Consider the following 13,248-nt stretch of genomic DNA (forward strand, 5'->3'; position numbering starts at 1 on the left):
GGCACGGCCGGTTCCGCGGTCACCTTCGCCGGGCTGACCGTGCCGACCGCGCGGGCGACCGCCTCCTCCGCGCGGCGCCCGATGGTGATCTCGTGGCGGTAGCGGGACACGATGAACAGCGCGTAGTCGATGGCCACGGCGATGCCGAGCATCAGGGCCAGCGTGGAGGTGTTGCTGCCCAGGTCGACGAAGCCCGAGACGATCTGGATGCCGAGCACGGCGGCGGCGACGCCGAGGATGGCCGTCAGCAGCGGCAGGCCGGCGGCGATCAGCGAGCCGAAGGTGATGACCAGGACCACCGCGGCGACCAGGATGCCGAGGATCTCGGAGTTGCCCGGCCCGCCCTGCTCCTGGACCGCGTCACCACCGGCCTCCACGGCCAGGCCGGCCTCCCGGCCCGCGTCGGTGGCCTCGGTGAGCGCCTCGCGGTCGGCCTCGGTCAGCGCGGTGGCGGCGACCTTGTACGTGACCTGCGCGTACGCGACCGTGCCGGCCTGGTTGATGGTGCCCTGCAGCGGGTCGGAGACCGCGGCCACCTGCGCACCGGTCTTGAGCTGGGCGACGGTCTCGGCGACGGCCGCCCGGTTGCGCTCGTCGGTGAGCTTCTCGCCGGCGGGGGCCGCGAACACCACCCGGGCCTGGGCACCGTCCGCACCGGCGCCGGGGAAGCGCTGACCGAGCAGGTCCATCGCCTCCTGGGCCTCGGTGCCCGGGATCTTGAACTCGTCGGAGGTGGGTCCCGACAACGTGGCCGCGCCCACGCCGAGTAACGCCAGCGCGGCGAGCCAGAGCGCGAGGATCAGTCTGCGCCGGCGGAAACTGAACCGGCCCAGCCGGTAGAGGTAGGTGGCCATCGGTACTCCCGGGATCGCGTCGTCAGGTGACCCTTGAAACGATCAATGAATCCCGGTCCCGGCGCGTCGTCCTCGTGCAGTCGTCACATACCATCGCCGTGGTATTTCCGGCCGGCCCCGGCTACTGCGACGAGACGACGACCCGGTCCCGCCCGCCCGCGTACGGTCAGCGTGATGGAGGAGACCGGCGTGATGCGGATGAAGCGGTGGTCCGACGCTCAGTGGCACCCGCTGCTGGTCGACGCCCTGCTCGCCGTCGTGCTGGCCGGGTTCGTGCTGAAGTCGGCGGTGCTGGAGCCGAACTCAGACCTCACCGAGACCGTGACGGTCGGCGACGTGCTGGTCGCCGTCGTGGCTTTCCTCGCCGTCCTGCAGCGCCGCAGCCGTCCCCGGGCCGCCCTGGTGATCGCCACCTGCGCCACCGTCGGCGGCATCACCCAGGGGGTGAGCAATCCCGGCCTGGTCGTCGTGCTCGGCGTGATCACCTATTCCATCGCGGCCCACCGCAACCGTCGCGACGGCTGGACGTGCGCGCTGGCCGCGGCCTCGGTGGTCTACGGCGCCGCCGTCGTCACCTCCGCCGGATGGCGCCCGGACGTGCTGGCCGTCTTCGCCTGGATCTTCATGGCCGCCGCGGTCGGGGACGCCGCCCGCAGCCACCGCGCCTACGTCGCCGAGGTCGAGGCCCGGGCGCACCGCGCCGAGCAGACCCGCGAGCAGGAGGCGCAGCGCCGGGTGATCGACGAGCGGCTGCGGATCGCCCGGGAACTGCACGACGTGGTCGCCCACCACATCGCGGTGATCAGCGTGCAGGCGGGCGCGGCCACCCACGTGCTGGAGCGCCGGCCCGATCAGGTGGGCCCGGTGCTGGCGCACATCCGCGAGGCCTCCGACCTGGTGCTCAAGGAGATCTCGTCGGTGGTGGGCGTGCTGCGCAATTCCGACGAGCAGGCCAACACCGAGCCGGCCCCGGGATTGTCGCGGCTGCCGGATCTGCTGGGCGCCCTGCATGCCGCCGGTTTCACCGTACGGAACCAGCTGCGCGGCGACCCGCGCGAGTTGCCGGCCATGGTCGATCTGGCGGCGTACCGGATCGTGCAGGAAGCCCTCACCAACGCCCACCGGTACGGCGACGGCCGGGCCGTGCTGCTCGTCGAGTACGCCCCCAGCGGCGTCATCCTCGAGGTCACCAACGACATCCGGCCCGACCGGGACACCGGGGGCACCGGCTACGGCCTGCTCGGCATGCGCGAGCGGGCCACCGCGGCGGGCGGCACCGTCACCGCCGGCCCGCTCGGCGACGGCCGCTTCCGGGTGCACGCCGTGCTGCCGACCGAGGACGCCCCGGCGAAGGGCTGCCTGCGGTGACCATCCGCGTGCTGCTGGCCGACGACCAGACGCTGATCCGGGCCGGCTTCAAAATGATCATCGACTCGGAGCCGGAGTTCGAGGTGGTCGGCGAGGCGTCCGACGGCAGTGAGGCGGTGGCGCTGGCCCGTACGGCCCGGGCCGACGTGGTGCTGATGGACATCCGGATGCCGCGGATGGACGGGCTGGAGGCCACCCGCCGGATCGGCGCCGACGACGACCTCGCCGGGGTACGCGTCCTGGTCCTCACCACCTTCGAGAACGACGACAACGTGGTGCTCGCCCTGCAGGCCGGCGCGAGCGGCTTCCTGGGCAAGAGCGTCGCGCCCGCGGACCTGCTGCACGCCATCCGGGTGGTGGCCGACGGCGAGGCGCTGCTGTCGCCCCGGGCCACCCGCGGGCTGGTCAGCCGGTTCCTGAGCCAGCCCGAGGCCGGTGCCGGTCAGGTCCCGGTGGAGCTGACCGGCCTCACCGACCGGGAACGCGAGATCCTGGTGCTGGTCGCCCACGGCCTGTCGAACGACGACATCGCCGAGCGGCTGTACGTCTCCCCGCTGACCGTGAAGACGCACGTCAACCGGGCGATGACCAAGCTCGACGTGCGCGACCGGGCGCAGCTGGTGGTGCTGGCGTACCAGCGCGGCCTGGTCCGCCCGGGCGAGCAGCTGCCCACGGGCTAGGGGTCAGGCGGCGCTGCGGGCGACCGCGTCCCGTACGGCGTCCAGGCCGTCCGCCTGCGTGACGATCGCCTGGTATCCGAGCTCGGCGACGGCCTTGCCGGTGCGCAGCGTGCAGGTCTGCTCCAGGAACCAGCGCGCGGGAACGGGAATCACCCGGGCAGCGGTGCCGGCGTCCAGGTCGGGGATGGCGGCGTTCACTCCGTAGATCGCGAAGTTCTCCTCGAGGAACTCGCGGAGGGTGACGCGGTGCTGATCGGTGATGAAGTAGGCCTGACCCGGCCGGCCGCGCAGCCATCCCTTGACCAGGCCCTCGACCGCGTTGTCGACGAAGGTGACGTCGGTGAGGTGCCGGCCGCCCTCGATCCAGGCGAACTCACCGTTGCGGGCCGCGTGCACGAGACCTTCGACCAGCGAGCTCTCGGGTCCCCACACGAACCGCGGCCGGATCGACACGGTGGTGAAGCCCGGCGCGTTCGCGGCCAGGACCAACGTCTCGGCCTGCGCTTTCGTCGCGCAGTACGCGGCTTCGGAGTCCGGTCGCAAGGGCGCGTTCTCGTCGACGTCGATGAGCGGCTCGCCGGCCAGCAGGGCGGATTCGCTGCCGCAGTGCACGAAGCGGGCCACTCCGGCCTGCCGCGCTGCCTGCAGGGCGGCCCGGGTGCCGCCCACGGTGATCAGCTCCTGCCGCTCCCGATCGGCCGTGATGTCGGTCTCCGCGGCCAGGTGGAACAGCACCTCGCTGCCCTCGACGCCGGCCCGCCACGTATCGGGTTCGGTCAGCTCACCGTGCACCGGCTGGGCGCCCAATGCGGCCACCACGTCAGCGGACGCCGCACTGCGGACCAGGACCTTGACCGCGTGCCCATCGGCCAGCAGGCGACGTACCAGTCGCCGGCCGATGAAGCCGGAACCGCCGGTGATGAAGGTCTGTGCCATGTCGTTCTCCTCGGTCGCGATGATCTCTGTCTGGTTCAGCAACCGGCGACCACCAACGCTTCCCTCAGGAACATTTAGCTTTCGAGGGCCTGCGATAAGATTTCCGAATGGCTACGCTGCGCGCGCTGGAGTGTCTGATCGCCGTCACGGACACCGGCTCGATCACCGAGGCGGCCCGGCTGCTGCACTCCTCGCAGCCCGCGGTGTCCCAGCAGATCGCCGCGCTGGAGCGCGAGACCCGGACCCCGCTGCTGCGCCGGGAGGCACGTGGGGTCTCGCTCACCCCGGCCGGCCGCGCGGCCGTCGCGGACGCTCGGCGGGCGATAGACGCAGCCGCGTCAGCCGTACGCTCGGCCCGGGCCACGGGTGAGGCGGAGGGCGGATCGCTGCGCCTGGTCTGTGCGCAGAGCCTGACCGTGCCGTTGCTCGCCCCGGTGATCCGCGCCTGGCACCGGCACCACCCGCAGGTGGCGATCAGCATCAGAGAGGCCGTCAAGCCGGACGGCCTGTTCAGCCTCATGGATGGCGAGGGTGTCGACGTGGTCGTGGTGCCGGGTCCGTTCGACGGCCGCTTCACCTCCACGGTCCTCGCTGAGGAGGAGATCGTGCTGACGGCGCCGAGGGGCCATCGGTTGGCCGAGCAGAGCGCGGTGGAACTGGCTGAGCTCGACGGTGAGGATCTGGTGCACTTCGCGCCGGACAACGGCTTGAGCAGCTGGCTCGACCGGTCGCTCAGCGCAGCCGGTGTTCGCCTGAAGCCGGTGGTGAGAACGGCGGTCACCTCCGCGGCACCCCAGCTCGCCGCGGCCGGCCTCGGCATCGCGATAAGTCCGGTCAGTGCCGTCAGTGCGGGCTTCCCGGGGGTGGTCCGCTCGTTCTCGCCCCGGTGGGCCCGGCAGCTGGTCGCGGTGACGCCGGGGGAGCCCGACCCGCTGGCCGCCCGCTTCATCGCCGATCTGCGTACTCGCGGTGTGCGGGTGCCCCAGGATGTGCAGGACCAGCTCAGGCCGTCCTGAGCAGGGCCACCACCGGGATGCGGCGGTCGGCGCGGGCCTCGTGCTCGGCGAAGAACGGGAAGCTCTGCTTGATCGCCGCCCACTCGCGGTCGTAGTCGTCACCGGACAACGGTTCGGCGCGGGCCGTGAACCGCTCGCCGGGCAGTTCGACCGTGACCGACGGATCGGCCAGCAGGTTGCGGTACCACTGCGGGTCCTCGCGGGCCCCGTTGTTCGAGGCGATCACCAGGAGGCGGTCGCCGCTGCGGACGTACATCATCGGGCTGGTCCGCTCCTGGCCGCTGCGGCGGCCGACCGTGCTGAGCAGCAGCAGGGGCCGGTTTCCGAGTGATTTTCCGGCGTCGGCCCGGAACTGCTCGATCAGGGTGCGGTTGTAGGCCAGTACGTCCTCAGGCATCGTCATCCGGACATCATCGCGCGTGGCCTTGAGATTTCCACCTTGTTACAACTACCGTGGTCGATGCATGGGAGCGCTCCCATACTCATCCCCAGGAGTTGTCGAATGCGCTTGAGATCCCTCGCCTCCACCACGGCGGCCGCCGCGGCCGTGGTCGCCGGCACCGCGGTGCTCTGGCCCGGTGCCGCCTCGGCCGCCGAGTCCCCCTTCTATGTCGACCCGCAGGCCAGTGCCGCCCGCTGGGTCGCCGCCAACCCGGGTGACTCCCGGGCGGCTGTGATCCGCGACCGGATCGCCAACGTCCCGCAGGGCCGCTGGTACACCCAGAACAACACCGCCACGGTCGCCGCCGAGGTGGACGCCTATGTGGGCGCCGCCGCCGCGGCCGGCAAGACGCCGATCATGGTCGTCTACAACATCCCCAACCGCGACTGCAGCGGAGCCAGCTCCGGCGGGCTGGCCAACCACACCGTGTACCGGCAGTGGATCGACCAGGTGGCCGCCGGGCTCAAGGGCCGGGCGGCGGCGATCATCCTCGAGCCCGACGTGCTCCCGATCATGACGAGCTGCCTCACCGCGGCCCAGCAGCAGGAGGTCTATGCCTCCATGGCGTACGCGGGCAAGAAGCTCAAGGCCGCCTCGTCCGCCGCCAAGGTGTACTTCGACGCCGGGCACGCGGCCTGGCTGGCCCCGGCCGAGATGGCTGCCCGGCTGGTCCGCGCGGACATCGCCAACAGCGCCGACGGCATCTCGGTCAACGTCTCGAACTACCGCACCACGGCGGACTCGACCGCCTACATCCGCAACGTCATCGCCGCCACCGGCGTCTCCCGGCTCAAGGGTGTGATCGACACCAGCCGCAACGGCAACGGCCCGCTGGGCAGTGAGTGGTGCGACCCGGCCGGACGGGCGATCGGCATCCCGAGCACCAATGCGGTGTCCGACCCGATCCTGGACGCATACCTGTGGATCAAGCTGCCGGGTGAGGCCGACGGCTGCATCGCCGGCGCCGGGCAGTTCGTCCCGCAGCGCGCCTACGACCTGGCGATCGCGGCCGGCCCGGTGAGCCCGCCGCCGGTCACGACCTCGCCCACGCCCACCACCCCGGCCCCCAGTACGCCGGGGCCGACCACCCCGCCGCCCTCGACCACCCCGCCGCCGACCGGCACCTGCTCGGTGGCCTACTCGGCCAACGCCTGGTCGAACGGCTTCACCGCCGACGTGCGGATCACCAACCTCGGGGCCGCGCTGACCTCGTGGACGCTGACCTTCAGCGTGCCGGCCAACGTCACGCTCAGCAGCGGCTGGAGCGGCACCTGGTCGCAGTCCGGCAGCACGGTCACGGTCCGCAACGCGGCCTGGAACGGCTCGCTCGCCACCGGCGCCACCACCTCGACGGGCTTCCAGGCCACCTTCACCGGTGCCGCCCCGGCCGGCCCGACGGACTTCGCGCTGAACGGCACGCCATGTTGATCCGGCTGGCGGCCGCCGGCGCCCTGCTGATCGGCGCGGTCCTGGCCGCGGTGAGCCCTGCGGCCGCCGCCACGGCGTGCGATGTCACCTACACCGCCAACCAGTGGAGCACCGGCTTCACCGCCGACGTCCGGGTCACCAACAACGGCGCGCCGATCAACGGCTGGGTCGTGACGTGGACGTTCACCGGCAACCAGCGGGTCACCTCCGGCTGGAACGCCCAGTTGACCCAGTCCGGCAGCGCGGTGACCGCGGCGGCACCGAGCTACAACACCGCACTGGCCACCGGGGCGTCGGCGAGCTTCGGCTTCCAGGCGACGTACTCGGGGACCAACCCGGCCCCGGCGTCCTTCGCCCTCAACGGCGTCTCCTGCAACGGTGACGCCCCGCCGACCTCCACCCCGCCCAGCACCCCGCCGACCAGTACGCCGCCGAGCATCCCGCCCAGCACCCCGCCGACCTCCACCCCGCCGCAGGCCGGGTGCGGTTCCGGGGCTCGCTGCGACGGCTTCGAGGGCACCCAGGCCGACTGGGCGGTGACCTATCCGGACTGCTCGGGCACCGGCAAGGCGGCGTTCGACCCGGCGGTCGCGCACAGCGGCAGCACGTCGTTGCGCGTCGACGGCACAGCCGGCTACTGCAACCACGTGTTCATGCGCAACACCTCGCTGCTGCCGGTGGGGGCCTCCGCCCTGTTCGTCCGCTACTGGGTGCGGCACACTACCGCGCTGCCGGCGGCGCACACCACGGCGGTGGCATTGCGCGACGCCAACGACGGCAACCGGGACCTGCGCTTCGGTGGCCAGAACGGCGCCCTGCAATGGAACCGGGCCTCCGATGACGCCACGCTGCCGGAACAGAGCCCGGCCGGGGTGGCGCTGTCCGCGCCGCTGCCGACGGGCAGCTGGAACTGCGTGGAGTTCAAGGTGGACCAGAGCAACGGCACCATGCAGACCTGGCTCAACGGCACGTCGGTGCCCGGGCTGCTGCAGGACGGTGTGCCCACGCACGACATCGACAGCCAGTGGCTGAACCGCACCTGGCGACCGGCTCTGGCCGACCTGCGCCTGGGCTGGGAGAGCTACGGCGAGGGCGCCGACACCCTCTGGTACGACGACGTCGCCGTGGGAACCGCCCGCGTCGGCTGCTGAGTCACCGGCATCCGGGTGGCGGCGCGACCCTTTGCGCCGCCACCCCGGGTGACCGGGATCTGTCAGAGCTCGAACCAGTACCGCCGGGCGGGACCGAACGGGGTCTCCCCGATGCCCTCGAAGGCGCCGCCGCCCCGCTCGATCGTGCGCATCGAGGCGACGTTGCCGGGTGCGCAGACAGCCAGCAGCCGTTCCAGGCCCAGCCCGCGCGCCTCGTCGAGCATCCGGGCCAGCGCCCAGGCGCCCAGCCCGCGCCCGCGGGCCGACGGCCGGATGCCGTACCCGAGGTGGCCGGCCCACCGTACGTAGTCGCCGTCGCCGTGGCGCAGCGCTATCCCGCCGAGCACGCGATCACTCTCGATGATCCAGCGGTAGGTGCAGTGGTCCTGCGAGAGCCGGGCCAGCCAGGCCGCGAAGCCGGCCGGTGTGCCGACCTCGTCGGCCGGGCCCAGCCCGAACCCGTCCTCGTGCGCTCCCGGGCCCCACTCCGCGTGCGCCTCCAGCCAGGCCCGGTGCAGGTGGACGGCGGGCGGGATCAGCTCGGGCACCCGACGACGATACCGGCCGCCCCGGCAACTCGTACGCAACTGCGTTCTTGTTCGGGGCAGGGGGCCCCACCACGATCGGCGGTGTCCGGACGGTCCAGACGAGGGCGAGGATTGATGAACGCCACCACCACGACGGCGGTACCGCCGGATCCCACCGGCGCCGCCACACCGGTCGAGTTCGCAGGACGCCTGCGCGCGTTGATGGCCATGCGCAGACGCTCCCTGGACAGCGTCGCCAAGCGCAGCCGCGACGCGGGGACCCCGATCTCCCGCGCCACGGTCCACAACCTGATCACCGCCGCCAGCACACCCCGGCAGGACTCCCTGGTCGGTTTCCTGCGCGGCTGCGGAGTGCCGCCCCGCGAGCAGATCCGCTGGCTCATCACGTTCCACAAGGTGTACCCGGAGGGCCAGCGCACGATCAGGCCCCGGCAGGCCGCCGATCCCCGCGCGTGCTGAGGTGCGCGGTCACGGCTGCGTGGCCGCGTCACTCAGCACGGCCGCGTGGCCGGCGGTGCGGGCCAGCGTGATGCGGTCGATCTCGGTGTAGGGCTGCTTGCTGCCCGGCAGGGCGTCGGCCAGGCTGCGTACGGTCATCGTGGTGCGCGCGCCGCGAGCAGCGGGCACGACGTCGACAGCGATGAAGGCGTAGTCGTCGTAGCGCACCTGTGACCAGTCGACCACCTCGGGAACCCGGCTGCCGCCCAGGTGCCCGGCCGCCTTGATCTTGCTGTCCTGCTTCGACCAGACGTAGCTGTTGACGATGTTCCCGGTGTTGTTCTCCACCTCGTTCGGGCCGCCGGGCGGCTGATAGCCCCGGTAGCGCTGGCCCGCCGGCAGCTTCTGCGGCCCGGTCGGGGTGATCCCCGGCGGCGGTGGCGCGGCCGGGCCGGGCGCCTGCCGGAAGGGGTAGCGCGGCCGACCCCCCGAGCCGACGCAGAGGTACGTGACGCCGTCCTTGGCCGGATGGATCGTCGAGCCGTCCGGCGCGGACCGGGTCCGCTTGCCGTACCGGATCGGGTCGGTGCGTTCGAGCAGGTGGTTGTGGCCCTGCACGACCAGGTCGACCTCGTACCGGCTGAACAGTGGGTCGAGGGCGTCGCGGACCCCGCCGTCGGAGGCGTGGTTGTTCGTCGTCGAGTACGCGCAGTGGTGCAGGAACGCGACCACGAAGTCGATGTCCCCGGCCAGCTCGCTCCGCCACTTGCGCAGCGTGTGCTTGAGCCAGCTCAGCTGGGCGCCGCCGGAGTAGCCGGTGTTGGTCTGCAGCTCGGCCGAGAGCTCGTTGGCGTCGACGGAGATCACGCCCACGTTGGCGTACACGTAGCGGTAGACGGACGGGCAGCTCTTCGGGCCGTTGGCCGGGAAGTCCAGCCGCGACACCAGCCCGCCGTAGCCGTGGGTGGGGCTGTCGCCGAGGAACTTGGTGTTGCCGTACAGCGGTTCCATGTCGTGGTTGCCGGTGGTGAACATCCACGGCGTGTACGCGGCCAGCGGCTCGATCTGGTTGAGGAAGACGTCCCAGACGTACGGGTTGTAGAGGTTGCGGCCCGTGGGAGCGACCCCGGTCAGCGCGGTCGTGTCGTCGGCGGGCAGGCCGGAGCCGGACGGGTTGGCGTAGCAGATGTCGCCGGCCAGCAGCGTGAAGACCGGCTGCTGGGTGGCCATGAGCATGGTCTGGGTCAGTGCGGGACGCTTGTCGGTGCCGTGCGGCCCGGCCACCGGATCGTCCGGCAGGTACGAGTTGTCGTCGAAGATCCCGGACGGCCACTTGCCGCCGGCCGCGGTGACGGACGCCGGGTTCTGGCCCCAGGCGTACTTCGGGTCTCGGGGCGCGGTGTTGGTGCCGACGTCGGCGAAGGCGGTGAACGTGAACGGTGCCGCCACCGCGGAGTGCCGGGCCGGAGCCGTGCTGAAGTGCGCGTCACCGCTGACCGTGCCGTCGGACAGCCGGATCCGGTAGTGGTACACGGTGCCGGCGCGCAGCCCGTCCACGGTGGCCTTGAGGTAGAACTGGCTCCCGATCGGACCGCCGGGGATCGCGTACTGGCCGACCAGGTGCTGGATCTCCGCCTCGGTCCGGTGGCCGTACCGGCCCGGCTCGTCGCCGACGTCGACGAACGCCCGCAGCTTGTGCGGCAGCTTGCCGGTCTTGCTGACCAGCTGCGCGGTCACGGCCATCGCCGGGCGCAGCAGACCGTCGGAGGCCGGTACGAATGACAGGTGCCGGCCGGAGACCACCACCCCGGCCTTGCCCGCCTTGCCCCCACCGGCCGCGAAGGCCGCGTCGGCCAGCTGGAACTGGGCGTACGCGTACCCGCCGGCGCCCGCCATGACGGCCTTGAGCATCGAGCGGCGGCTGACCCGCTGACGGGCCAGCTCCTGGGCGTTCCACTCGGTGCACTCGTCCACCGTGACGGGACGGCTACCCTTCGACAACTTCACGCGGCCATCCTGGTCGGCCCGGTCCGTTCGCGGGCCGTACACGCCCGGCCCGGCCGGAAAACCCGACGAAAGAGGTCCCCGATGCCGTCCGCCGGGTCGAGCCGGGCGGAATGTCGGGGGGTCGTGTCACTCTTGGTCGGGAGAGGGGGCCGTCATGTCCTTCGAGTATGCGGGCGCCACGGTCGAGATCGTTGATGCCGCCACCATTCTTGCCGCTGCCCGGGTCAACCCGGTCGAGTTGCTGCGCCGAGCCACTTTCCCCGCCCCGGTGCGCCGGGCCACCCTGACCGTGACCAGCGCGGACACCGCCTCCGGGCCGGTGCACGTGTTCGTCGCGGAGATCCGTACCAACGATGACGACGTGCCCCAGCGGGAGCGCATCCGGGCGGTCGTGCTGGGCAACGACCCCGTCGGGACGCTGCTCGCGAAGCGGATCGCCGCCGGGGACCCGGTGGCCACCAAGATCGTGGACGGGGTGGGGGCGGCGGCCGTCGCGGCGTACAAGAAGCTCGGTCTGGATCGGCCCTCCGGGCCGGCGGCGGAGCGGGAGCCGGGCGCCGCGGTCCTGGCCGACGCGGCCGCCGGGCTGCAGGCCGCGGTGACCTACGACCAGGACGGCAGTGTCGTGCGGCTGCGGGCCGAGGTCGCCCGTGACGACGTCCAGCCCGCCCATCTGGAGGCCATGGTCAAGCTGACCCTGCAGGCGGTGGTCGAGCTGCTCGGTCCGGAGGCCGGGGAGCTGCCACTGGCCGGCCGGCGGTACGTGGTCAGCCGCGAGACCATCCCGCGGGTCGCCCCCACCACCCAGACGGTCACCCTCGACCAGGTCGGCGGCCTGGCCGACGTGGTCGCCGAGCTGCGCCAGATCGCGGTGTCGTTCCGGCATCCGGAGGCGATGGCCCGGTGGGGCGCGCGCCGGCCGCAGGGCATCCTGATGTACGGCCCGCCGGGCACCGGCAAGACCATGCTGTCCCGGGCGCTGGCCAACGAGATCGGCGCCGATTTCCGCGAGATCCGCACCCCGGAGATCCTGGACAAGTGGCTGGGCGGATCCGAGCGCAACATCAAGCAGATCTTCCGCGACGCCCGCCGCTACCGGGTGCCGACCCTGATCCTGTTCGACGAGTTCGACTCGATCATCAGCTACGCGGGCTCCGGCGGCGACGCGGCCAGCCAGGCGATCAACGCGGTGGCCGGCATCTTCAAGCAGGAGATGAACGACCTGATCGAGGCCAACCCGAACGTCATCGTGGTGGCGACGACCAACTTCCCGCACCGGGTCGACGACTCGCTGATCCGCTCGGGCCGCTTCGACGTCAAGATCTCCGTGCCCAAGCCGGACGAGGTGAGCCGGGCGGAGATCTTCCGCAAGATGATCGCCCAGCTGGCGGCGGTGCACGAGGAGCCGGGCTTCACCATGTTCGCCGACGGCATCGACCTGGCCGAGCTGGGCCGGCTCAGCCACGGCATGACCGGCGCGGACATCAAGGAGATCCTGCGCCGGGTGCAGCTGGCCAAGGCGATGCAGGACGCCCGCACCGGCGGCCTGGTCGACCCGATCAGCCAGCAGGACCTGATCACCAGCATCAACGACCTGCTCGGCCCCCGCTGACCGTGACTGAGCGCAGGACGTACTCCACGCTCGTCTCCTGGACCCGTACCCGCTCGAAGCCGCAGCGTTCCATCAGGCGCTGCGACGCGGTGTTGACGATGTCGGTGTCGGCGTAGAGAGGGCGGATCGGCTCACTGGCCAGGAAGATCCGCAGGGCTCGGCCGCCGACCCCGCGCCCCCAGAAGTCCTGGCTGAACCAGCCGCCCAGGTAGCGACGGTCGTCCCGCCACCACGTCAGCAGGTTGCCCGCGACCTCGCCGTCCACGACCACCGTCCGCACCAGAACGGTGTTGTCACCGAGCACGTGCTCGGCCCAGTAGTCCACGTAGACGTTGCGGTCCGGCGCGGCGATGTTCGCCCGCCGGGCGGCCTCCGGCTGCCGCCGGTGACTGTGGAAGATCTCGACATCCGCCGGCGTGGTGTCGCGCAGGCGCACGTCCCCGGTCATGACCGCGAGTCTGTCAGCTCACCCGCCGCCGGCGCCGTCTCCGCCGCGGGCGTGCGCCACGGCAGCAGGGCGGCACTGATCAGCACCGCCCCGGCAAGCACGAACAGGGCCGTCCGCACGCTGGTCGCCGCGGCCAGCAGGCCACTCGCGGCGATGCCGGCCGGCTGGGCCACCCGCGAGCTGATCGACCAGGCGGCGAACACCCGCGCCAGGTAGCCGTCCTCGGTGGCCTGCATCCGGTACGTCGCGAAGGTCGGGTTGAACGCCCCCGCGCAGGCGACGAGCAGGAACTGGCCCAGCGTGATCGACGCCAGCCCGGC

General features: G+C 72.0%; 13 protein-coding genes and 1 pseudogene. 7 read left to right on the forward strand and 7 right to left on the reverse strand.

The window, feature by feature from the left end; translation table 11 throughout:
- The coding region (locus tag AB0C29_RS12800) for an MMPL family transporter (protein ID WP_360819304.1) at positions 1–854 on the reverse strand (854 nt) is incomplete at its 3' end.
- Between the two features lie 174 nt (positions 855–1,028).
- On the opposite strand from AB0C29_RS12800, the gene AB0C29_RS12805 reads away from it, so the two are divergent.
- Both AB0C29_RS12805 and AB0C29_RS12810 read left to right on the forward strand, forming a co-directional pair.
- On the forward strand, positions 1,029–2,222 hold the full coding sequence (locus AB0C29_RS12805) for a histidine kinase (RefSeq protein WP_360819307.1): 1,194 nt from the start codon (positions 1,029–1,031) through the stop codon (positions 2,220–2,222).
- Positions 2,219–2,902, forward strand: a complete 684-nt coding sequence (locus AB0C29_RS12810; RefSeq protein ID WP_360819310.1) for a response regulator transcription factor — start codon at positions 2,219–2,221, stop codon at positions 2,900–2,902. The genes AB0C29_RS12805 and AB0C29_RS12810 overlap by 4 nt, the downstream gene beginning before the upstream one ends.
- A gap of 3 nt (positions 2,903–2,905) precedes the next feature.
- On the opposite strand, the gene AB0C29_RS12815 is transcribed toward AB0C29_RS12810, so the two are convergent.
- Complete coding sequence (locus AB0C29_RS12815) at positions 2,906–3,838, reverse strand: NAD-dependent epimerase/dehydratase family protein (RefSeq protein WP_360819313.1); 933 nt, start codon at positions 3,836–3,838, stop codon at positions 2,906–2,908.
- Positions 3,839–3,945: 107 nt separating this feature from the next.
- On the opposite strand from AB0C29_RS12815, the gene AB0C29_RS12820 reads away from it, so the two are divergent.
- The gene (locus AB0C29_RS12820) at positions 3,946–4,854 is read left to right on the forward strand and encodes a LysR family transcriptional regulator (RefSeq protein ID WP_360819316.1); all 909 of its coding nucleotides are present in this window, start codon (positions 3,946–3,948) and stop codon (positions 4,852–4,854) included.
- Here AB0C29_RS12820 and AB0C29_RS12825 read toward each other — a convergent pair.
- Positions 4,841–5,257, reverse strand: a complete 417-nt coding sequence (locus tag AB0C29_RS12825) for a nitroreductase/quinone reductase family protein (protein ID WP_360819319.1) — start codon at positions 5,255–5,257, stop codon at positions 4,841–4,843. The genes AB0C29_RS12820 and AB0C29_RS12825 overlap by 14 nt on opposite strands.
- A gap of 99 nt (positions 5,258–5,356) precedes the next feature.
- On the opposite strand from AB0C29_RS12825, the gene AB0C29_RS12830 reads away from it, so the two are divergent.
- Entirely contained in the window at positions 5,357–6,724 is a 1,368-nt protein-coding gene (locus AB0C29_RS12830; RefSeq protein WP_360819322.1) for a glycoside hydrolase family 6 protein, read from the forward strand.
- The gene (locus AB0C29_RS12835) at positions 6,718–7,875 is read left to right on the forward strand and encodes a cellulose-binding domain-containing protein (protein ID WP_360819325.1); all 1,158 of its coding nucleotides are present in this window, start codon (positions 6,718–6,720) and stop codon (positions 7,873–7,875) included. Before AB0C29_RS12830 ends, AB0C29_RS12835 begins: the two co-directional genes overlap by 7 nt.
- Before the next feature lie 62 nt (positions 7,876–7,937).
- Here AB0C29_RS12835 and AB0C29_RS12840 read toward each other — a convergent pair whose 3' ends face one another.
- Positions 7,938–8,423 carry a GNAT family N-acetyltransferase gene (locus AB0C29_RS12840; protein WP_360819327.1) on the reverse strand — a complete coding sequence of 162 codons (486 nt, stop codon included), beginning with the start codon at positions 8,421–8,423 and terminating at the stop codon, positions 7,938–7,940.
- A gap of 114 nt (positions 8,424–8,537) precedes the next feature.
- Here AB0C29_RS12840 and AB0C29_RS12845 point away from each other — a divergent pair, with 114 nt between their 5' ends.
- Positions 8,538–8,882 carry a helix-turn-helix transcriptional regulator gene (locus AB0C29_RS12845; RefSeq protein ID WP_360819330.1) on the forward strand — a complete coding sequence of 115 codons (345 nt, stop codon included), beginning with the start codon at positions 8,538–8,540 and terminating at the stop codon, positions 8,880–8,882.
- A gap of 9 nt (positions 8,883–8,891) precedes the next feature.
- On the opposite strand, the gene AB0C29_RS12850 is transcribed toward AB0C29_RS12845, so the two are convergent.
- On the reverse strand, positions 8,892–10,868 hold the full coding sequence (locus tag AB0C29_RS12850; RefSeq protein ID WP_360819333.1) for a metallophosphoesterase family protein: 1,977 nt from the start codon (positions 10,866–10,868) through the stop codon (positions 8,892–8,894).
- 154 nt (positions 10,869–11,022) lie between these two features.
- Here AB0C29_RS12850 and AB0C29_RS12855 point away from each other — a divergent pair, with 154 nt between their 5' ends.
- A complete protein-coding gene (locus AB0C29_RS12855) occupies positions 11,023–12,480 on the forward strand; it encodes an ATP-binding protein (RefSeq protein WP_360819336.1) in 1,458 nt (485 codons plus the stop codon).
- On the opposite strand, the gene AB0C29_RS12860 is transcribed toward AB0C29_RS12855, so the two are convergent.
- Both AB0C29_RS12860 and AB0C29_RS12865 read right to left on the reverse strand, forming a co-directional pair.
- Positions 12,455–12,928, reverse strand: a complete 474-nt coding sequence (locus AB0C29_RS12860; RefSeq protein ID WP_360819339.1) for a GNAT family protein — start codon at positions 12,926–12,928, stop codon at positions 12,455–12,457. The two genes, AB0C29_RS12855 and AB0C29_RS12860, sit on opposite strands and share 26 nt — an antisense overlap.
- A pseudogene (locus AB0C29_RS12865) lies at positions 12,925–13,248 on the reverse strand (MFS transporter); the annotation flags it as partial. The pseudogene AB0C29_RS12865 and the gene AB0C29_RS12860, both read right to left, overlap by 4 nt.

It is taken from the genome of Actinoplanes sp. NPDC048791 (assembly GCF_040650095.1).
In the GTDB taxonomy this organism is placed as follows: domain Bacteria; phylum Actinomycetota; class Actinomycetes; order Mycobacteriales; family Micromonosporaceae; genus Actinoplanes.